Source organism: Leifsonia sp. NPDC058248 (assembly GCF_042881905.1).
Lineage (GTDB): Bacteria > Actinomycetota > Actinomycetes > Actinomycetales > Microbacteriaceae > Leifsonia.
Genome location: NZ_JBHVXB010000003.1, coordinates 334280 through 354914, shown reverse-complemented (window position 1 = coordinate 354914; position 20635 = coordinate 334280). Strand labels below are relative to the sequence as shown.

General features: G+C 70.5%; 18 protein-coding genes. 8 read left to right on the top strand and 10 right to left on the bottom strand.

The window, feature by feature from the left end; all coding sequences use genetic code 11:
* Positions 1–11: 11 nt before the first annotated feature.
* From ACFVV5_RS07030 to ACFVV5_RS07010, 5 genes are all read right to left on the bottom strand, one after another.
* Entirely contained in the window at positions 12–1442 is a 1431-nt protein-coding gene (locus ACFVV5_RS07030; protein WP_387241003.1) for a DUF5719 family protein, read from the bottom strand.
* The gene (locus ACFVV5_RS07025) at positions 1435–4662 is read right to left on the bottom strand and encodes a glycosyltransferase (protein ID WP_387241000.1); all 3228 of its coding nucleotides are present in this window, start codon (positions 4660–4662) and stop codon (positions 1435–1437) included. The genes ACFVV5_RS07030 and ACFVV5_RS07025 overlap by 8 nt, the downstream gene beginning before the upstream one ends.
* 100 nt (positions 4663–4762) lie before the next feature.
* Positions 4763–5083, bottom strand: a complete 321-nt coding sequence (locus tag ACFVV5_RS07020; RefSeq protein WP_387240998.1) for a WhiB family transcriptional regulator — start codon at positions 5081–5083, stop codon at positions 4763–4765.
* Between the two features lie 188 nt (positions 5084–5271).
* Positions 5272–6234: a UDP-glucose 4-epimerase GalE gene (gene galE / locus ACFVV5_RS07015; RefSeq protein WP_387240995.1), complete on the bottom strand. Its 963-nt coding sequence runs from the start codon at positions 6232–6234 to the stop codon at positions 5272–5274.
* A gap of 174 nt (positions 6235–6408) precedes the next feature.
* Positions 6409–7587 carry an acyl-CoA dehydrogenase family protein gene (locus tag ACFVV5_RS07010; protein ID WP_387240992.1) on the bottom strand — a complete coding sequence of 393 codons (1179 nt, stop codon included), beginning with the start codon at positions 7585–7587 and terminating at the stop codon, positions 6409–6411.
* 128 nt (positions 7588–7715) lie between these two features.
* Between ACFVV5_RS07010 and manA the strand changes: the two genes are divergently transcribed.
* Genes manA through ACFVV5_RS06990 form a run of 4 tightly spaced genes read left to right on the top strand, consistent with a single transcriptional unit; the run spans position 7716 to position 12338 of the window.
* Positions 7716–8936 carry a mannose-6-phosphate isomerase, class I gene (manA, locus tag ACFVV5_RS07005; RefSeq protein ID WP_387240989.1) on the top strand — a complete coding sequence of 407 codons (1221 nt, stop codon included), beginning with the start codon at positions 7716–7718 and terminating at the stop codon, positions 8934–8936.
* A 10-nt stretch (positions 8937–8946) separates the two neighbouring features.
* Positions 8947–9717: a glycoside hydrolase family 16 protein gene (locus ACFVV5_RS07000; RefSeq protein WP_387240985.1), complete on the top strand. Its 771-nt coding sequence runs from the start codon at positions 8947–8949 to the stop codon at positions 9715–9717.
* Positions 9714–11030, top strand: a complete 1317-nt coding sequence (locus ACFVV5_RS06995) for an O-antigen ligase family protein (protein ID WP_387240982.1) — start codon at positions 9714–9716, stop codon at positions 11028–11030. Before ACFVV5_RS07000 ends, ACFVV5_RS06995 begins: the two co-directional genes overlap by 4 nt.
* A 9-nt stretch (positions 11031–11039) precedes the next feature.
* Positions 11040–12338, top strand: a complete 1299-nt coding sequence (locus ACFVV5_RS06990) for an O-antigen ligase family protein (RefSeq protein ID WP_387240979.1) — start codon at positions 11040–11042, stop codon at positions 12336–12338.
* A 26-nt stretch (positions 12339–12364) separates the two neighbouring features.
* Here ACFVV5_RS06990 and ACFVV5_RS06985 read toward each other — a convergent pair whose 3' ends face one another.
* The 4 genes from ACFVV5_RS06985 to ACFVV5_RS06970 are packed head-to-tail and all read right to left on the bottom strand — an operon-like array spanning position 12365 to position 15498.
* Positions 12365–13375, bottom strand: a complete 1011-nt coding sequence (locus ACFVV5_RS06985; RefSeq protein ID WP_387240976.1) for a glycosyltransferase — start codon at positions 13373–13375, stop codon at positions 12365–12367.
* Complete coding sequence (galE, locus tag ACFVV5_RS06980; RefSeq protein WP_387240973.1) at positions 13339–14316, bottom strand: UDP-glucose 4-epimerase GalE; 978 nt, start codon at positions 14314–14316, stop codon at positions 13339–13341. The genes ACFVV5_RS06985 and galE (ACFVV5_RS06980) overlap by 37 nt, the downstream gene beginning before the upstream one ends.
* 10 nt (positions 14317–14326) lie before the next feature.
* Positions 14327–14842, bottom strand: a complete 516-nt coding sequence (locus ACFVV5_RS06975) for a DUF2304 domain-containing protein (RefSeq protein ID WP_387240970.1) — start codon at positions 14840–14842, stop codon at positions 14327–14329.
* An 8-nt stretch (positions 14843–14850) separates the two neighbouring features.
* Positions 14851–15498, bottom strand: a complete 648-nt coding sequence (locus ACFVV5_RS06970; RefSeq protein WP_387240967.1) for a glycosyltransferase family 2 protein — start codon at positions 15496–15498, stop codon at positions 14851–14853.
* A gap of 222 nt (positions 15499–15720) precedes the next feature.
* Between ACFVV5_RS06970 and ACFVV5_RS06965 the strand changes: the two genes are divergently transcribed.
* Genes ACFVV5_RS06965 through ACFVV5_RS06950 form a run of 4 tightly spaced genes read left to right on the top strand, consistent with a single transcriptional unit; the run spans position 15721 to position 19593 of the window.
* Complete coding sequence (locus tag ACFVV5_RS06965; protein WP_387240964.1) at positions 15721–16308, top strand: acyltransferase; 588 nt, start codon at positions 15721–15723, stop codon at positions 16306–16308.
* Positions 16308–17405, top strand: a complete 1098-nt coding sequence (locus tag ACFVV5_RS06960) for a DegT/DnrJ/EryC1/StrS family aminotransferase (RefSeq protein ID WP_387240961.1) — start codon at positions 16308–16310, stop codon at positions 17403–17405. The genes ACFVV5_RS06965 and ACFVV5_RS06960 overlap by 1 nt, the downstream gene beginning before the upstream one ends.
* The gene (locus ACFVV5_RS06955) at positions 17405–18406 is read left to right on the top strand and encodes a Gfo/Idh/MocA family oxidoreductase (protein ID WP_387240958.1); all 1002 of its coding nucleotides are present in this window, start codon (positions 17405–17407) and stop codon (positions 18404–18406) included. The genes ACFVV5_RS06960 and ACFVV5_RS06955 overlap by 1 nt, the downstream gene beginning before the upstream one ends.
* On the top strand, positions 18403–19593 hold the full coding sequence (locus ACFVV5_RS06950; RefSeq protein ID WP_387240955.1) for a glycosyltransferase: 1191 nt from the start codon (positions 18403–18405) through the stop codon (positions 19591–19593). The genes ACFVV5_RS06955 and ACFVV5_RS06950 overlap by 4 nt, the downstream gene beginning before the upstream one ends.
* Here the strand turns inward: ACFVV5_RS06950 and wecB are convergent.
* The gene (gene wecB / locus ACFVV5_RS06945; RefSeq protein ID WP_387240952.1) at positions 19568–20632 is read right to left on the bottom strand and encodes a non-hydrolyzing UDP-N-acetylglucosamine 2-epimerase; all 1065 of its coding nucleotides are present in this window, start codon (positions 20630–20632) and stop codon (positions 19568–19570) included. The genes ACFVV5_RS06950 and wecB overlap by 26 nt on opposite strands.
* Positions 20633–20635: the final 3 nt, after the last annotated feature.

Below are 20635 nucleotides of genomic sequence, written 5' to 3'. Positions count from 1 at the left end.
AGGTGGGAGGCTCAGCGCGGGTACACGTCCAGTGGCGCTGCAAGCGGCCCCGGCGGGTTGAGTGCGAACGTCGAGGCGCTGCCGTCGGCTGAGAAGCTGACGCTCGTCACCAGTCCGCGCGCGCCCTCGATCGTGTTCAGCCCGGCGGCCACCGGCCGGTTGACCGAGCCTTCGGCGGGAACCTTCACGGTCGCCTTCTTGCCGTTCTGGCCCGTGATGGTGACCGTCCGGTCGGCGCTGCCTTGATTGGCGAAGTGGATGAGCGGGGACGGCGCCGTCGGGACGGCGGCGAGGAACCGGTCCGGCATCTGCTCGGACGACACGAACCAGGCGAAGTCGCGGGTCTTCGCTCCGACCACAGCCGTGCGGGCCGCCGCGATGATCGGCTGGGACGAATGGACCGTCACCGTGTAGTTCCCGTCTTTGAGACCCTGGATCGGGATCTCGGCGACCACCCCGGGCTTCACACTGACCGAGTACGAGTTGCCGGCGGCGGTTCCGGTCTCCCCGACGGCGCCGACCGCGACCTCGGCAGGCTGATCGCCCGGCACGAACACCCGCACGGCCGGCAGATCGACTCCGTACCCTTCGCCGACCTGGCCGGCGGTGACCTTCGCGAGCGTGCGGATGGTCACCCCCGAGATCACCTGCGTCGGCGACGGCGAGCCGGTGGGGGCGCTCAACTCGACGCCCCGCGGTTCGATCCCGACCTCGTAGCTCTGCTGGAGGGAGGCAACCACCTGCCCGCCCGAGGTCTTCACGTGCACGACCGGTGCTGACACGCCGGGCGCGAGTCCGGCGAGCGGGACGACCTTCTGGGCGCCCGGCGGGATGACGATGCCGGTGGCTCCCGGAGCATCCACCGCCCCGGTCTCTGCGAAGATCGTGAGGTTCACCGTGGCCTCGACCGCTGTGGGGTTCGACAGCATCACAAGGCTCGTCTGACCGAGGGCGGTCGATCCGGCGACCAGCCAGCTGTCGGCGCTCGGCTCGTCGCACGAGGAGGCGGCCAGTCCGGCGAGATCGTCGGTGACGGCGGCCTGCGACTGCGCGCCGGCCACGAGGGGCGGCGTGGTCGAGCCGGATGGCGTCGGCACGGTCAGCACCAGCGGCGCCTGCGACGGGGTGGCGGCGTCTGAGTCGGGCTTGAGGAGGTGCGTCTGCATTCCGTCGGCGTCCGTCCCGTAGGCCGAGATCGGCTCGCCGAACGACGACGGCGTGGTCGCGGCGCCGGCGTCGGCGGCCAGGGCGAGCAGCGGGCCCGGACAGACGCGCTGCTGGTCGGCGGGAACCGGGGTCACGGTCGACACCGGAGCGGCGACCTGGAACGACGGCAGGGGCAGGAGGGTGGCTCCGGCGACCACGAGGGCGGCGACGCCGACTCCGATCACACCGCTCAGGGCTCGGACCCCGACGCGGGCGATGCCACGCTTGTCAGCCACGGGGGCCTCCTTCCGGCGTTCGTCGCGGTCTGATGATGGTCTCGTCGAGCCCGTCCTCCAGGGTGGTGGGCGTCGTCACGGAGGCGCGCTCCCGGTCGGCGGCGGGCTCGGGCTCCGGCTCCGGCTCGGCTTCGGGCTCCGGCTCCGGCTCCGGCTCGGCTTCCGGCTCCTGCTCCGGCTCCGGCTCGGCTTCCGGCTCCTGCTCCGGCTCGAACTCCTCCCGCCGCTGCGCGCGCGGGTACTCTTCGTCCGCCGACTCGACGGCAGCCTCGTCGTCGGGTTCGACCTCGTACTCCGAGACGGTCTCGTCGCCCGACGATTCCGCGTCGTCCTCGTCCGGTTCGTCCTCGGGCTCGACCGCGGCCTCGTCCTCCTGCTCGGCACGCCGCTTCGGGCGACGGGCGTTGAGCTCTGCGACTCGATCGGCCGAGCGGATGGTCGGAATGGACATCAGCAGCGTCAGGCCGATCACCACGCCCTGAACCACGAGCACGATGGTGCGCCACGGCTGACCCGCGTCCGCCGGGATCTTCGCGGCCGGAGCGACTTCCGCGGTGCCGCGGTCGAACGCCCACAGCCGGCCGTTCGCGGTGCTGCCGACCGGCGCCAGGATCGGGTTGGCGTCGAGCGCGGTCGAGGCGCGGGTTCCCGTGACCTCAGCGGGCGCCGTCGCCTTCTCGTCGAGCGCCGCGGCCGCCGGTGACAGGAGGACGAAGTCGATGCCGAGCTCCCTCATCCGCTCGGTGGCGTCGTAGCCGCTCACCGACGCGAGGTTGCCGGCCAGTGTCGCGAGCTCGCGCTGGCGCGCACTGAGGCTGCGTTCGGTCGAGCCCAGCGTGGTCTGACCGTCGAGCGTCTCGCCGGCGCCGCGGATCAGGTTCGCCTCGATGCCGCCGTCCGGCTGGGGGGTGATTCGCAGCGTGCCGACGCGCGGCTGGGTCGCGGCCTTGGCGGTCACGACGGCCGGCATCGTGCGTCCGCTGCTCTCGGTGACGAGGGACTGGTTCGCGTGCAGAGCGATGGCGGACGGCACGACCGCCACGGCGAGCGCGACGAGCGCCACCCAGGCCGGGTAAACGGCAGCCCGGCCCACCGCGGAGAGCGCCAGTACGGCGGCCCCGACGAGCCCGAGCCAGTAGAGGCTGACGGCCGTGCCCGGCCAGATCGGAACGACGGTCGCGCCGGCGGAGGCCACCTGCACATGGAGGGCGGCGACGGCGGACACGAATCCGGCGAGGGCGACCAGGAGAGCGACGATCGCCCGCGACGAACCGCGGAGGAAGAGCGCCAGGATGGCCAGCACACCGAGCGGCGCGAGCAGAAGAGGCACCACGAGGTTGGGGGCGGCGGCCGGGATCCCGACGGCGGCGGCCAGCGTGTGCCATCCGCCCAGAGTGCCGTCGGGGAAGCCGAGTGCAAGCTGCCAGGCGGGCGTCTGCCTGGCGTCCTGCACGACGCCGGGATCGGCGAAGATCGACAGCCAGGCGCCACGCGAGATCTGCTGCCAGACGAGGGGCGCGAACAGCACGACGGCCGGCAGCGGTATGAAGACGATGCGCGCGGCGCGGCGGCCGGCGAACGCGATGGCTGCGATCCAGGCCACCAGCAGGGCCGGGATGAGCGCGGGTGCGCAGGCCACGGTGGCCGCGGCGAGCAGGGCGGTCACTGCGCTGGCCGCCCAGGAGCGTCGCGCCGCGAGACCGGCGAAGAAGAGCCAGGGCAGCAGGATGTGCGCGAGCACGGCTGCCGGACGGCCGTTCTGCAGCCCGACGATCAGTGTCGGCGCGATCGCGTAGGCGAGACCCGCGAAAGCGCGCAGGAGCGTGCGGTTCGTGAGGCGGGCGGCGGCGAGCCAGGCGCCGAGGGCGGCCAGCGGCAGCGCTGCGAAATAGAGCACGACCAGCGACAGGGAGGGGTTCCAGAACGTGAGCGTGCCGAGAACCGCGAGCACGGCGGCGAACGGGTCCGCCGCACCGACGAAGCCGAGCCCGAGATCGCGCCAGCCGTAGCCGAGCTGTGCCCAGAGCTGGCCGACCGAGTCGTTCAGGGGAAGCAGTCCCCCGCCGGTGATCGTGTTGCTCCCGAGGAGGGGGAAGAAGAGCACGATCCCGATCACGAGGGCGGCGGCGACGGTCCAGCCTCCCCCGGTTCCGAAGAAGTCGAGTTCTTGGCGCTCGCCCTGCTGGCCGACCATCGCGGCTTCGCGTTTCAGCGCCCGCGCACGCCGGACCTCGTCGAACGGGATGCGCAGCGGCGCCACCGCCGCCCACCCGACCGCCTTGTTCGCGGCGAGCGTGCGGCGGGCGTTGCCGACCCTGCGTCCGGAGAAGGCGACCGCGAAGGCTGCGGCGAGCTCGCCGCCGACGGCGCCCGGCTCCTTGCGGACGATCCGGCCGATCGACCGGAGGATGGCGAGCGGCACGAGGCTCAGCCAGTGGAAGGGCACTGCGGCCCCCGGCGCGTAGACCATGCGACGGTGCAGCTGGGCGGCACGTCGTTCTTTGACGAGACGACGGCGGACGCGCCACTTGCGCGAGAGGTTCGGTCCGGCGATGCCGTCTCCGGCGATCGCCACACGTGCCTGCGCGACGAGCATCACGCGGAACCCGGCGAGACGGACCCGGGTGCTGAAGTCGAGGCCGTCGTCGGCCGTCGGGAGCCCCGGGTCGAAGCCGCCGAGGGCATCCCACAGCGTGTGGCGCACGATCATACCGGCGGACGACACCGCGAGCACATCGCTCAAGCCGTCGTGCTGCGCCTGGTCCATCTCGTTCTCGACGAGAGGCACCGCGGCGCCGAGCGGGGTCATCGCCTCGCCGAACTCGCGGATGAAGGCGGGGTCCTCCCAGTCGACCAGCTTGGGACCGGCCACGGCGACGGAGGGCGATACCTCGACGGCGGCGAGCAGGGCCTCGAGAGCGCCTGGCTCCGGAGCGGTGTCCTGGGCGAGGAGCCAGAGCCATTCGTTGTCGGAGGCGGGCGGAGCCGTGACGCGCACGGCGGTCGCCAGCGCGGCGCCGAACGGGAGCCTCTCCTGCACGGAGAGCAGCTGGGTGGGACCGGATTCCGCGAGCAGGCGGGGGGCGTCGTCGGTGGACGCGCAATCGACGGCGATCACGGCATCCGGTTTTCTCGTCTGCGCTGCGACGGCGTCGAGAGTGCGCTGAAGATGGTGGCCACCACTGTGGGCGACGACGATGGCGGTGACTCTCGGATACATCGGAGTCAGCCTAAGTTGGCCTTCGACGTATCCCGTTCATCTCTCGGGCGCGGCGTGGATTCGCGCCGGATGCCCGCCCCGCTGCGACGAGTCAGGAGGACTAGCCTGCGCGCTTGCGGAGTTTGCGGCGCTCGCGCTCGGAGAGGCCGCCCCAGATGCCGAAGCGCTCGTCGTTCGCGAGTGCGTACTCCAGGCACTGCGAGCGCACCTCGCAGGAGGCGCAGATGCGCTTGGCGTCGCGGGTCGAGCCGCCCTTTTCAGGGAAGAACGCCTCGGGGTCGGTCTGGGCACAGAGCGAGTCGGTCTGCCAGGCCAGCGGGTTGTCGTCGTCGACAGTGGACCGCACCCCCGGAACGCCCAGCTTGACCGGATCGATGAACCAGTCGTCGGGTACCCCGGAACGATATTCAGGAACTGTCATATCGGTCTCCCACCCATTAACTGCTCTGCACGTAAAGGCAACGTGTTGTTGATAATTACACCGTTGTCATTCGATTACGTCAAGTCGCGAATCGTAAAGCCTTGAGCGCTGGTCGAGAGTTCACGACGCGCCGAAGGTCGACAACAATCGCGACACGCCCGGGCGTTCTACCCCCGTGCGCATCGCGTTCAGGAGGCCGCTTGCCGTGCTTCCCAGGCGCTGCGGACCATTTCCTCGAGCGAGTGCCTCATCTTCCAGTCGAGATCGCGTGCTGCGAGCTCTCCCGATGCCACGATCCTGGCAGGATCTCCAGCGCGGCGCGGCCCCACTTCTGGGGTGAACGCGATACCGGTCACAGCGGCCACCGTCGCCATGATCTCGCCCACCGAGACCCCGTCCCCGCTGCCCAGGTTGTAGACGGGCGCGATCGGTTCCCCGGCGTCGAGGCGTTTGGCCGCCGCGACGTGCGACGCCGCGAGGTCGGCGACATGGATGTAGTCGCGCACGCAGGTGCCGTCGGAGGTCGGATAGTCGTCCCCGTTGATCCGCGGGACGCGGCCGTCGACCAGGGCGTCGAAGACGAGCGGGAAGAGATTGTGCGGGCTCGTGTCGCGCAGCGAGGGGTCCCCGGACCCGACGACGTTGAAGTAACGGAGCGACGTGTGGCGCAGACCCGCGGCGACCCCCTGATCGCGCAGCAGCCACTCCCCGATCAGTTTGGTCTCGCCGTACGGCGACTGGGGGTTCTTGGGGGTGTCCTCGGTCACAAGGTCGACGTCGGGTGTGCCGTAGACGGCCGCTGAGGACGAGAAGACCATCGCGTCGACGCCGGCATCCGCCATCGCCGCCAGCAGCACGGCGGTTCCGGTGACGTTCTGCTCGTAGGTGTGGAGCGGCCGCTGCACCGAGACGCCGGCGTATTTGAACCCGGCGACGTGCACGACACCGGTCACGCCGTTCGCGCGGATGACCTGGTCGAGCAGCTCGCCGTCGAGGATCGTGCCGCGATGGAACGGGACGCCGGCCGGCACGAACTCCTCGTGCCCGCTCGACAGGTCGTCGACGACGACCACGTCGATGCCCTCGCTCAGGAACGCCCGGACGATGTGAGAACCGATGTATCCGGCTCCTCCGGTCACCAACCACGTCACGCGACGCACCTCCTCGCGCCGGCACCGTGCCGGCCACGCGCCACCCTATCGCGACCGGCGGTCGGCGACCGGACCGGGGTCAGGTCGTCGTTTGCCGGTCGTCGTCGGCAACGCGCCCGGGATGACGACAGCTACCGGCAAACGACGCGCCCTGGCGACGCCGGCGTCGCCGGATCACACGAACGCCGCCTGGCCGGTGATTGAGCGGCCTACGATGAGCGTGTTCATCTCGCGCGTCCCCTCGTAGGAGTACAGCGCCTCGGCGTCGGCGAAGAACCGGATGACGTCGTAGTCGATCACGATGCCGTTGCCGCCGAGGATCTCGCGGCACCAGGCGACCGTCTCGCGCATCCGGGCGGTGGCGAACGCCTTCGCGAGGGCGGAGTGCTCGTCGCGCTGCTCGCCGCGGTCGAGCATCTCGGACACGCGTGTGCAGAGGCCGATCGACGCGGTGATGTTGCCGAGCGATTTGACGAGCAGGTCCTGGATGAGCTGGTGGGCGGCGAGCGGCTTGCCGAACTGGACGCGCTCCTTCGAGTACCGCACGGCGGCCTCGTAGGCGCCGACGGCGACGCCGACCGCTGCCCACGCCACCTCGGCGCGGGTGAGCCGCAGCACTGCCGCTGTGTCTTTGAAGCTGTTGGCGTTCTGCAGGCGCAGCGACTCGGGGACGACCACGTTCTCGAGAGTGATGTCGGCGTTCTGCACCATGCGCAGCGACTGCTTGCCCTCGATCTTGGTGGCGGTGTATCCGGGCGTCGAGGTCGGGACGATGAAGCCCTTGACCTGGCCGTCCTCCTCGCTCTTGGCCCAGATGATGGTGATGTCGCTGAAGGTGGCGTTGCCGATCCAGCGCTTGGAGCCGTTGAGGACCCAGTTGTCGCCGTCACGCTTCGCGACGGTGCGCAGACCCTGCGCCGAGTCGGAGCCCGAGAGCGGCTCGGTCAGCCCGAACGCGCCGAGCACCTCGCCGGAGGCCAGCTTGGGCAGCCATTCGGCGCGCTGCTCGGCCGAGCCGCAGACGCCGACGGCGCCGACGGCCAGTCCGTTCTGCACGCCGACGTACGTGCTGACCGATGCGTCGACCCTGGCGAGCTCGAGTGCGGCCCAGCCGCGGAAGACCGCCGAGTTCTCGAACGGAGCCGTCTCCGGGAAGCCGAGCCCGATCACGCCGCTGCGGTGCAGCCCCTCGATGATCTCGTGCGGGAACTCCGCCTTCTCCCAGTACTGGTTCACCACCGGCTTCACGTCGGACTCGAGGTAGGCGCGCAGGCCGGCGAGGAAGTCCTTCTCGCGGTCGGTGAGAAGGTTCTCGTAGCCGTAGAAGTCGCTGGCGAGAGTCTCGAAGGCCATGTCTGCTCCATTGCGTGCCGGGATGCGGGGTGACGTCCGGAAAGGACCAGCGTCAGCCTAGGGAGCGCACCCCGGTCGTTCAAAGCGATTGGTAGTTTGGTCTAACGATTCGGAAGGGACCGTGACGGATGTTTGTGCGCATCGGCAATACCCCACGCGATTACGCCTGGGGCTCCACCACGGAGATCGCGGGGTTGCTCGGCACGACTCCGTCCGGGTATCCGGAGGCGGAGCTGTGGCTGGGCGCGCACGCCGGATCCCCGTCGGTGATCCTCGACCCGTCGCAGGTCGACGGCGCCCCCGACCTCGCCGCCTGGATCGGCCGCGACCCCGGCGAGGCGCTCGGAGACGCATCCGGGCGCCTGCCGTATCTGCTCAAAGTGCTCGCGGCGGCCGGCCCCCTGTCGTTGCAGGCGCACCCGTCGAACGCGCAGGCCGAGGCCGGTTTCGCGCGCGAGAACGCGGCGGGCATCCCGCTCGACTCCCCCGACCGCAACTACAAGGACGCCTCCCACAAGCCGGAGCTGATCTTCGCGCTCAGCGACACGTTCGACGCGCTCTGCGGGTTCCGCGACGTGGCCAGGAGCGCCGCCCTGTTCGGCCGGCTGGCCGCGTCGGCGACCAACGAAAGGCGTGACACCATCGAGTCGTTCGCCCGCACGCTGGACGGCGACCCGTCGGCCGTCCTGCGCTCGGCCACAGAGTGGCTGCTCGGAGGCGACCCCGCCGTCTCACGGCTCGTCGGCGCCGTCTCCGCGACAGCGGAGACCATCGTGCCGGATGCCGGAGGAGACGACCTCGCCGTGGCCGCCGACACGGTCCGGATGCTCGCCGCAGCCTTCCCGGGCGACCCGGGCATCGTGCTCGCCCTCCTGCTCAACCGCGTGACGCTCACCCCCGGCCAGGTGCTCTACCTGCCGGCCGGGAACATCCACGCCTACCTCCGCGGACTGGGCATCGAGCTGATGGCCGCCAGCGACAACGTGCTGCGCGGCGGCCTCACCCCCAAGCGCATCGACGTTCCCGAGCTGGTGAGCATCCTCGACTTCTCGCCCATCGACGCGAAGCCGCTCGCGCCCGAGCATCCGGCGCCCGGTGTCGAGGTGTTCCGGCCGGACGTGCCCGACTTCGCCCTCGACCACGTGGTGGTGGGCGGCGCGGTCGCCGAGGCGCGGCTGCCGCTGCCCGGCCCCGCGATCGCGCTCAGCACGGGGGGAGTCGTCACGATCGCCGGTGCGCACGGCAGCGTGGAGCTGTCGCGCGGCGAGTCCGTGTTCGTCACGCCCGACGAGGGCGAGCTGACCGTTCGGGGCGACGGGACCCTGTTCGTGGCGACGCCGAACGTGTAGTTTCGGCCTCATGGCGACGACGGTGTTCGTCGAGACCTTCGACGGCGACGACCTCGACCCGGCGGTGTGGACGACGAGCTACCTGCCGGCGTGGAGCTCGCGCGCGGCCTCGGCGGCGACCTACCGCGTGAGCGACGGAGAGCTGTCGCTCACGATCCCGCCCGACCAGCCGCTCTGGTGCCCCGACCTGCACGACGGGCCGTTGCGCGTCTCCGCCGTGCAGACCGGGAACCGGTCGGGGCCGGTCGGCAGCACGGACGGTCAGCAGCCGTTCCTCGACGGGATGCTGGTGCGCGAGGAGCAGCCGACCACGATCGGCTTCGCTCCGCTCTTCGGGCGCATCGAGGTGGAGTGCCGGGCGACGATCACGGCCCGCTCGATGTTCTCGGCGTGGATGGTCGGCCTGGAGGACCGGCCGGAGCGGTGCGGCGAGATCTGCCTGGTCGAGGTCTTCGGCGACACGAGGCTGGTCGGCTGCGGCGTGCATCCGTTCCGGGATGCCCGGCTGCGGGAGGATTTCGACACGCTCGACCTCGGCCTCGACGTCGGCGACTGGCACACCTATGCGGCCGACTGGACGCCGGGCGGCGTCGTGTTCTCCGTCGACGGACGGATCACGCGGCGAGCGCAGGTGTCGCCGGACTATCCGCTGGAGCTGATGCTGGGCGTCTTCGACTTCCCCGAGGGCACGGCGGCCGAACCGGACGCGCCGACCGCCGAGCTCCGGGTGCGCCGGGTCGCAGGGGCGTCGCAAGTGCACTCCACTAGTCTTTCGAGGTGACTTCAGCAGCCTCGATCCGCACCCGCGCACGCTCCGTCACGGGCGCCGACGGGACGGTCGCTTTTGCGACGCTGCTGATCTTCACGCTCTTCGCGGGCGACTTCTGGCGCGACCTGATCAGCTGGCCGGGCTATTTCGTGCTCGCCTTCGCGCTCGTGGTGACCAGCATCGTCCTGTTGGCGCGGTTGCGACCGGCGTTCAACTGGCGGCGCACACCCCGGATGCTCGTCCTCTTCCTGCTCCTGGCGACTGCGTCGATCGCGTGGTCGTTCTATCCGGGGGCGAGCGCTCTCGGCGTGCTGGCGCAGTGGGTCACCACGGCGGCCGCAGCGTTCGTCGCCCTCTGCCTCGACTGGCCGCAACTGCTGCGCGCGCTTGCCAATGCGTTCCGCTGGATCCTGGGGCTGTCGCTGGTGTTCGAGCTGATCGTGTCCCTGTTCGTGCGGCAGCCGATCCTCCCCTTCTGGGCGCCGTTCCCCCCGGGCAAGCAGCCGGCGGCGTTCTACTGGAGCCGCGACCTGCTGTTCCACGGCGGACAGATCCAGGGCATCCAGGGCAACAGCAATCTGCTGGCGATGGTGAGCCTGCTGGCGTTGATCGTGTTCGGCATCCAGCTCGCCGACCGCACGGTGCGCCGCGGCACCGGCATCACGTGGATCGTCATCGCGGCCCTGATGCTGGCGCTCACCCGGTCGTCCACGGTCATCGTCGCCCTCCTCTTCACGGCGGTAGTGCTCGGGTTCGCGCTGTGGACAAGGCGGGCCGGGCCGGAGCATCGGCGCCCGGTGTACCTCACCGCCGCCGCGCTCGTGGTCGTGGGAGCCGTGCTCGCCGTCGTGTTCGCGGCGCGCATCCCGACGCTGCTCGGCAAGAGCGAAGACCTCACCGGCCGGCTGGGAATCTGGGACCAGGTGATCGCCCTCGCCCAGCAGCGCCCGGTCTTCGGCTGGGGCTGGGTGAGCTATTGGGCACCCTGGGTGAAACCGTTCGACGGGCTCGCGGTGCGCAGCGGGGTGCAGTACCTTCAGGCCCACAACGCCTGGCTCGACGTGTGGCTGCAGCTCGGTATCGTCGGCCTGGTCGTCTTCATCCTGCTCGTGCTGTCCACCCTCAAGCGCACCTGGTTCCTCGCGGTCGACCGCCCGCGCCTCGGCGTCGCCGACGACCAGCCGTACCGGGCGCTCACCCTGCTGCCGCTGCTGGTGCTCGCCGCGTTCCTCGCGCAGAGCGTCGCGGAGAGCCGGCTGCTCATCGAAGCGGGCTGGCTGCTGCTGGTGGTCTTCTCCGTGAAGACGAAGCAGACCGCACCGTAGGATTGCTGCATGGCCGCGACCCGACGTTCACTGGTCCCCGTCGCGGTGACCGAGTTCCTCGGGTCTGCGCGGTTCAATTCGGTCCTCTCGCTCGTCGCGGTCGGCGTCGGATTCTCGACGCACGCGATCCGTGCGGTCATCGGCTGGCCGGGGCTGATCGGCGCGCTGGGCGTGCTGGTGGTGCTCGCGGCGCTCTCCTTCATCGCGCAGCGCAAGCTGATCGAGTGGCACGGTCTGCTGCCGATCTCGATCCTGCTGTTCGTCGCCTGGTGCGCGCTCAGCCTGTTCTGGAGCAGCTACCAGTGGGCGACGGCGGCCGGGGTGATCTACCAGCTGAGCTTCGCGTTCCTCGCCGTGTACATCGCGCTGGTGCGGGACGCGATCCAGATCGTGCGCGTGGTGGGAGACGTGCTGCGCTTCCTGCTCGCCGTCTCGCTTGCGCTCGAGGTCGTGAGCGGGCTGCTGCTCGACCTGCCGATCCGGTTTCTGGGGATCCAGGGCAACATCGCCCTCGGCGGCCCGATTCAGGGGCTCTTCGGCTCCCGTAACCAGCTGAGCATCGTCGCGCTGATCGCCTTCGTCACTTTCCTCGTGGAGTTGCGGACCCGGTCGGTGCGCCCGCCGCTGGCCGCCGTGTCGATCACGCTCGCCGCGGTGAGCATCCTGCTGGCGCATTCGCCCGTCATCGCGGCGGTGTCGCTGGTCGTCGGGCTGGCGACCTTCGCCCTCTACGGGATCCGGAAGGTGCCGGCGGCCCACCGGCGCTATTACCAGTGGGGGCTCGCCGCGGTGACGCTGGTGGCGCTGGTGCTCGCCTACGTCTACCGCACGCGGGTGATCGACCTGCTGAACGCGCGTTCCGACTTCCAGGTGCGCTACCAGCTGTGGATCCAGATCTGGCAGCTCATCCCGCTGAACCAGACCGTGGGCTGGGGCTGGGTGGGGGCGTGGCCGCAAGACCTGTACCCGTTCTCCGCCATCGACGCGGCGACCCGTTCGTCGCATGCCGACGGGCTCAACGCCTACCTCGACGTCTACCTGCAGGTCGGCATCATCGGCCTGGCGCTCTTCGTTGGGCTGGTGGCGCTGGCGTTCGGCCGTTCCTGGCTGCTGGCGTCCAACAAGCGCAGCGTGGTCTACGCCTGGGCGCCGCTCGTGCTCGTCGCCCTGCTCACGACCAGCGTCTTCGAGAGCTCGATCCTGATCGAGGCCGGCTGGCTGCTGCTCGTGATCTGCGCGGTCAAAGCGTCGCAGGGCATGAGCTGGCGCCGGCGGCTGCCCCGAAAGCCGGAGCCGGCTGCCGGCTAGGCCGGCTGCACGCTAGGCCGTCCGCGCTAGGCCGGCTGCAGCAGATCGCGCAGCACGTCGGCCCTGCCGCGGCTCGCGTAGGCCGGGTACAGCCCACGGCGCCGGAGCGCGAGCACGGGCCGGATGCGCCGCAGACGGTTTGCCGGGAGGGCGGCGCGCTCAGCCTCGAAGGCTGCCTTCGCCCTAGCGGCGGCGAGGTCCTGGGGTGCGACGGCGTCGCCCAGGGCCGCCAGCCGTTCCGCCAGCACGGCGAAGCGGGCCGCCAGCACGGCGTTGCGGTCGCCGCGCCGTTCGAGCACCCGCCGCAGCTTGTACCGGAGGGTCGGCTCGGCGACGCCGATCTGGTTCGCCCCGTGGAGGCGGTAGTCGATCGTGGGCTCCCGGAGCACACCGACCGTGCCCGTGGCCGCCGCGATGATCGCCAGCCATTCGTCGTGCACCCATTCGCGCGGGAGCGGCAGGGCCTGGGCGAGGAGCTCCCGACGGAAGACCACCGTCGCGCCCGTGGCGAGGTTTCGGCGCAGCAGTGCCCGGAAGGCATCGCCGCTCTCCTCGGCCGCGAACTCGGCCGGCGAGACCTCGAGCGACTCGAACAGTGTGCGCCCCAGCGGCGCGCCGGAGGCCTTCACCAGCGTGGCGTCGGTGTGGAGCAGCGTGAGGTCCTTCTCGGCGTCGAACCGGGCGCCGATCGTGCGGACGCGGTCGACGTGCCACCGATCGTCCTGATCGCTCAACGCCACGAGCTCGCCGTCGGTCGCGGTGATCGCGCGCTCGAAGTTGGCGGTGACACCGGCGGGCGTCTCCCCTTCGAGGATGACGACGTCCGGAAGGCCGGTCCGGCTCGCGAGGGCGTTGCGCACCACGTCGAGCGTGCCGTCGAGCGAGCCGTCGTCCGAGACGACGAGCTGCGCCACGCCGGGCTGCTGGTCCAGGATGCTCGCCAGCTGCTCCGCGATGTACGGCCGCCCGTTGTACGTGCAGAGGGCGACGGAGAGACGGATCATGCGACGGCCGACCGGGAGACGTGCGCGTCCCATGCCGATCGGACGATCTCGTCGAGGCCGCGGCTGGCGCGCCAGTCGAGCTCGCGCGCGATCTTCGCCGGCGAGGCGACCACGATTCCGGAGTCCCCCGGACGCCGCGGTGCGACCTCCGCCTCGAGTTCGGAACCCGACACGGTCAGGATCGCCTGGACCATCGCACGGACGCTGGTGCCCTCCCCCGTGCCCACGTTGAACACCCGGTGGCCGGGCTCGCCCGCATCCGTGCGCTCCACCGCGGCCAGGTGGGCCTCCGCCAGGTCGAGCACGTGCACGTAATCACGCACGCAGGTCCCGTCTGCGGTGGGGTAGTCGTCGCCGAAGATGAGTGGTGGGAGCCCGTTGTCGATGCGCTCGAAGACCATCGGAACGAGGTTGAGCACGGCGTGGTCGGCGAGCTCCGGCCATCCGGTGCCTGCCACGTTGAAATAGCGCAGGCTGATCGCCGACAGCCCGAACGCGCGGGCGGCATCGCGGACGAGCTGCTCCCCCACGAGCTTCGTCTCGCCGTAGGGGTTCAGCGGACGCGTCTCGGCCTCTTCGGTGATCGCATCGCCGTCGACGCTGCCGTAGACGGAGGCGGACGACGAGAAGACGAGCCGCCGGACGGACGCCTCCTCCATCGCGAGCAGCAGGTTGGCCAGCCCGGCGACGTTCTGCTGGAAGTACCAAGCGGGCCGCAGGACGGATTCGAGCACCTGCTTGCGGGCGGCGAAATGCAGGACGGCATCGATGCGCTCTTCGGCGAACAGGGCGGCGAGGATCGCGATCGACGACGGCTCGGAGAGGTCGAGTCGCTCGATGCGCACGTCGGGCACGCGACCGGCGTTTCCCGTTTCGAGGTCGTCGACGATGACGACGTGGTCGCCGCGGCTGCGCAGCAGGCGCACCACATGTGCACCGATGTAGCCGGCGCCGCCGGTGACGAGGATTCGCATGGCCCCGATTCTATGAGACAGGAGTCTGAGCATCCGTTGTACTCGGGCCCGCCGTGTGCGGGCTCGGCGGCTCGGCGGCCGTTTCGGCGACCGTTTCGGCGACCGTTTCGGCGACTGTCTCTGCGACCGTTCCGGCAGCCTTCTCCGGGATCGGCTCGCGGGTCGCAGCGGCCGACACCTGCGCGGCCGGCGGAGCCTGCAGAATCGCCAGCTGCCGGGCGAGTTCGGTGATTTCGCGCTCGGTGTGACGATGACGCCGCTGCTGCAGGATCGAATTGCCGACGAACACGACGATCAGCCCGTAGAGCAGCAGATCCGCTCCACGGCCGACGCCGACCACCCGTGCGACGGCGGTGACCGCCGAGGGGAACACGACGGCGATCACGACCGCGGCGACCAGCAGCAGCATGACGAGCCGCCGGATCGCCAGGTGGCGCAGGCCGCGGCCCGGCAGCATGAGGAAGACCGCGAATGCGGCCAGAACGATGATCAGGATGATCTTGATGGTCAGTTGCCCGGTGTCCACGTTGTCTCCTACTTCAGGAACAGGTCGCTGAGGATGTTGACCGAGTTCCAGACGGATTGGCCCTTCGAACGCGAGTAGTCGGTGTAGACCACGTGCACCGGCGCCTCGGCCCAGCGCAGGTCGTTGCGGCCGATCTCGGCGACGATCTCCGAGGCGTGGGCCATGCGGTTCTGCGTGATGGCGATCGTCTCGGCCGCGTGGCGGTTGAGCGCGCGGAGCCCGTTGTGGGCGTCGGTGAGGTGCACGCCGCTGCTCATCCGCTCGAAGACGATGCCGAGCTTGAGGACGACCCGCTTGACGAAGGCGACCTTGGTGCGGTCGTCGAGGAACCGGGACCCGACGACGATGTCGAGCGGCTGCTCGTCGAGCATGTGCACCATGATGAGCGCGTCGGCCACCTGGTGCTGGCCGTCGGCGTCGAAGGTGACGAAATAGTCGGCGTCCGGATCGCCGAGGGCGTAGTCGAGCCCGGTGCGCAAGGACGCGCCCTGACCGAGGTTCACCGGATGCCGGACCACGACCGCTCCGGCCGCTTCGGCTTCGCGCACCGACGCGTCCGTGCTGCCGTCGTCGACGCAGACGACCTTGGGGAACGTCTTGCGTGCCTCCTCGATCACGGACCGCACGACTGGCGCTTCGTTGTAGAGGGGGATCACGAGCCACGTTCGTTGCTCGACGGGCGGTGTAATCGGTCGTCTCCTCTATCGTCGCCCCGGCCGGGGCGTCGGCTCGAATGGCTGATACATCTTATCGCCACCAGGTCCGCCGAACCTGGACCCCGACCGTGCGCGGGGCGGTTCCGGAGGTTCGCATGGTAGTTTCGATGCGCAATCGCCCAGCACGAGGGCGCCCCTTCACTTCCGAGAGGACACACGGCGTTGGTCTTTGTCGCACCTCAGGCCGATGTCTCGCCCGACGCGACGATCGGTGCTGGTTCCAAGATCTGGCATCTGGCCCAGGTCCGCGAGAACGCGGTGCTCGGCACCGACTGCATCGTCGGGCGCGGCGCCTACATCGGCACCGGCGTGCGCATGGGCGACAACTGCAAGATCCAGAACTACGCCCTGGTCTACGAGCCGGCCGTGCTCGGCGACGGCGTGTTCATCGGACCGGCCGTCGTCCTCACGAACGACACCTATCCCCGAGCGATCACCCCGGACGGCGAGCTCAAGAGCGCCCACGACTGGACACCGGTCGGGGTCACGATCCACGACGGCGCGTCGATCGGCGCCCGGGCTGTGTGCGTGGCACCGGTGACCATCGGCCGCTGGGCGACCGTCGCCGCCGGCGCCGTCGTCACCAAGGACGTGCCGGACTTCGCTCTCGTCGCCGGCGTGCCGGCCCGCCGCATCCGCTGGGTGGGCAAAGCAGGCGTTCCGCTGGAACGAGACGGAGACGACTGGGTGTGCCCGACGACGGGCGAACGATACCGCGAGCAAGATGACGTACTGAGAGAGGTGGTCTGATGACCGAGGCACCCGCCTTCATCCCCGCAGCCAAGCCGATCGTCGGCGATGAGGAACGGGCCGCTGTCGACGCGGTCCTCGCATCCGGGATGCTCGCCCAGGGCGCCGAGGTGGCCTCGTTCGAGACGGAGTTCTCCTCGCACTTGGTCGACGGCCGACACGCGGTCGCCGTCAACTCGGGGACCGCCGGACTCCACCTGGGCCTCCTCGCCGCCGGCGTCGGCCCGGGCGACGAGGTCATCGTCCCCTCCTTCACGTTCGCGGCGACGGCGAACTCCGTCGCCCTCACCGGAGCCCGTCCGGTGTTCGCCGACATCGAGCCGGATCACTACGCTCTCGACGCCGCAGCGGTCGAGGCCGTCATCAGCGAGAACACCGTCGGCATCATGCCGGTCCACCTCTACGGCCACCCGGCCGACATGGACGCACTCGGCTCCGTCGCCGCCCGGCACGGGCTCAAGCTGTTCGAAGACGCCGCCCAGGCCCACGGGGCGTGGTTCGGCGGCCGGCCCGTCGGCTCCTTCGGCACGTTCGCCATGTTCAGCCTCTACCCGACCAAGAACATGACATCCGGCGAAGGCGGCATGGTCACCACCGGCGACGACGAGATCGCCCGTCGCCTGCGCCTGCTGCGCAACCAGGGCATGGAGCGCCAGTACGAGAACGAGATCGTCGGCTTCAACGCTCGCATGACCAACCTCCACGCCGCGATCGGCCGGGTGCAGCTCACCAAGATCGACGGCTGGACCGCGCAGCGCCGTTCCAACGCGGCCTTCCTCGACGCCAACCTCAGCGGTGTCCAGACGCCGGCGGTCGCCGAAGGCGCGACGCACGTCTACCACCAGTACACGATCCGCGTCGCCGAGGACCGCGACGGCTTCGCCCAGGCGCTGCGCGAGGAGTACGCGATCGGCAGCGGGGTCTACTACCCGATCCCGAACCACCGGCTCCCGTCGTTCAACCGTCCGGAAGACCTCCCCGAGACCGAACGGGCCGCGCAGCAGGTGCTCTCGCTGCCGGTGCATCCGTCGCTGAGCCAAGGCGACCTCGACCGCATCGTGTCCGCCGTCAACGCTCTCGCGGGAGCGGGCGCCTGATGGGCGACCTGCGACTGGGCCTCATCGGCCTCGGCATGATGGGCCGTCACCACGCCCGGGTGATCCGCGAGACGGACGGCGTGACGCTCGTCGCCGTCGCCGACTCCTACGGCGACCCGCACGGTGTCGCCGGCGACCTGGACGTCGGCGCCTCGGTCGACGAACTGATCGCGAAGGGCATCGACGGGGCCGTGGTGGCCGTGCCGACCGTCCTGCACGAGGAGGTCGCACTGCGCCTGGCCGACGCCGGCGTGCACGCGCTCGTCGAGAAGCCCATCTCGGGCGATGTCGCGTCGGGGACCCGCATCGTCGAGGCCTTCGAGAACCGCGGTCTGGTCGGGGCCGTCGGCCACATCGAACGGTTCAACCCGGCCCTGCTGAGCCTGCGCGAACGCATCGCGGCCGGCGAGCTGGGCGAGGTGTATCAGATCGCCACGCGCCGTCAGGGCCCGTTCCCGTCGCGCATCGCCGACGTCGGCGTCGTCAAGGACCTCGCCACCCATGACATCGACCTCACCTCCTGGCTCGCCCAGAGCCGCTTCGTCACCGTCGCGGCGCACACCGCTCTGCGTAGCGGCCGCGAGTTCGAAGACATGGTGTCGTTCACGGCTCGTCTCGAGAACAACGTCATCACCAACCACCTCGTCAACTGGCTGTCGCCCATGAAGGAGCGCGTCACGGTCGTCACCGGTGAGCTCGGAGCCTTCGTGGCCGACACCGTCAGCGGCGACCTCACGTTCTACGAAAACGGCACGGTTCGCACCGAATGGGACTCCGTCATGGCGTTCCGCGGCGTGAGCGAGGGCAGCGTGCTCCGCTACGCGCTCACCAAGCGCGAGCCCCTGCGAGTCGAGCATGAGGCGTTCCGGGATGCCATCCTGGGTCGCACCGGCAGCCACCCCGGCATCGTGACCATGCGGGAGGGACTGGAGAACGTGCGCGTCGCTGAGGCCGTGCTCGCCTCGGCCAGACAGTCGACCACGGTCACCGTCTCCGAGTGAAGCGGCCCATGCGGCGGGTCGTGATCGCCTCCCGGCTGTATGCGCCGGAGGTGGGCGCCGCCGCGTTCCGTCTGCGTGCCCTGGCGAATGGCCTCGTGCGCGAGGGGGCCGCCGTCACGGTGGTCACCACCACGCCCCCGACGGGAAGCGCCCGCGCGCCGCACGACCGGGGTGTCCGCGTCTCCCGGTTCCCGGTGCTGCGCGACGCCGGCGGCAACGTGCGCGGCTACATCCAGTACCTCAGCTTCGACATCCCCCTGTTCTTCCGCCTGCTGTTCACGCGGGCCGACCTCGTCGTCTCCGAGCCACCGCCCACGACCGGCCTCGTCGTCGCCGTGACGTCGTGGCTTCGGCGGAGGCCGTACGCCTACTACGCCGCCGATGTCTGGACCGACGGCCTCGTCGCGCTCGGCGCTCCCGCGCCCCTGATCGGGATCATGCGGGCCGTCGAGGGCTTCGTGCTCCGCCACGCGTCCGCGGTCGTCGCCGTGTCCGACGAGGTGGCGGACAAGGTCGTCTCGTTCGGCACGTCGCGTGGCACGGTCGGCGTCGTCGGCAACGGTGTGGACACCGACACCTTCACCCCGGACGGCCCGAGCTCGGAGCGCACCCGGCCGACCTTCGTCTACACCGGCGCGATGTCGGAATGGCAGAGGCCGTCGGTGTTCGTCGAGGCCCTCCCCCGGGTGCGCGAGGTGTTCCCCGACGCTTCGATCCGGTTCTTCGGCCAGGGCGTCGAAGAGCCGCACCTCCGCGAGACGGCGCGACGCCTGGGGCTCGACTCCGTCCACTTCGGCGGCGTCATCCCGCCTGCCGAGACGGCCGGCTGGATCCGCGGGGCGACGGCCGCACTGGCGAGCATCAGCCCCGGGGCCGGCTATGACTTCGCCAAGCCGACCAAGACGTATGCCGCGGCCGCGTGCGGAGTTCCCGTCGTGTTCGCCGGTCAGGGCGCCGGCGCGGCTCTCGTGGCCGACAACGGGCTCGGCTGGCGGTGCGGACACGATCCGCAGTCGGTCGCCGACGCCATGATCGCCGCCGCAAATGCGCAGGCCGACGGCACGACTGCTGCACAGCGCGATCGGCGCGCCGCCTGGGCGCGGGAGAACGCCTCGATCGCAGCCGCGGGCTCGCGCGCGGCCGAGGCGATCCTGGCTGTGGTCAGCCCCGCCGCATCCGCTCGCTGAGCACGTAGACGACACGCTCGGCGGCGTGGCCGTCGCCGTACGGCGTCTCGTCCGTGTCGGCGGGCCGCGGGCGCTGAACGGCGCCGCGCAGCCGCGGGAGGTCGGAGCCGACCAGCTCGTTCCAGCCGAGCTGCACGGTCTCGACCCACTCCGTCTCGGGGCGGACTGTCGTGCACGGCACCCGGAGCAGGAACGCCTCCTTCTGGAGGCCGCCGGAGTCGGTGACCACCCCGGCACTCGCCGAGACCGCCGCGATCAGCTCCGGATAGGCCAGCGGGGTCGTCAGCACGATCGAGCCGCGCTCGAGCGACACCCCCCCGGCCTCGGCTGCGGCGACCAGGCGCGGGTGGGCGAGCAGGTGGACCGGGCGGTCGAGTCCGCCGAGCGCCTCGACGATCGCCGTGAGCCTCTCGGGGTCGTCGGTGTTGTCGGGCCGGTGGATGGTGGCCACATAGTACTGACCGGGCTCCATCCCTGCCGGCCGCAGCCCCGACGCCTGGACCTGGTCGCGCACCTGGAAGAGCACGTCGGTCATCACATCGCCGACCAGGACGCTGCGCTCGGCCAGGCCCTCGGTCGCCAAGTGCTCCATCGCCACCTGCGTCGGGGCGAGCAGCAGATCGGCTGCGTGGTCGGTGAGCACCCGGTTGTGCTCTTCCGGCATCCGGCGGTTGAACGACCTCAGACCGGCCTCGAGATGCGCGAGGGGCAGATGCAGCTTGACGGCCGCCACCGCGGCGGCGAGGGTCGAGTTGGTGTCGCCGTACACGAGCACCCAATCGGGCGCATAGCGCTCGAACACGGGCTCGAGGCCCGCGAGCATGGCCCCGGTCTGCTCGCCGTGCTTGCCGGAGCCGACCGCGAGGTTCACATCCGGCGCCGGAATGCCCAGATCACGGAAGAACACGTCGGACATGATCTCGTCGTAGTGCTGCCCCGTGTGCACGACGATGTGCTCCGCCCTGCCGCGCATGGCAGCGGCGATGGGAGCCAGCTTCACGAATTGCGGACGGGCACCGACAACACTCAGAACGCGCATCGC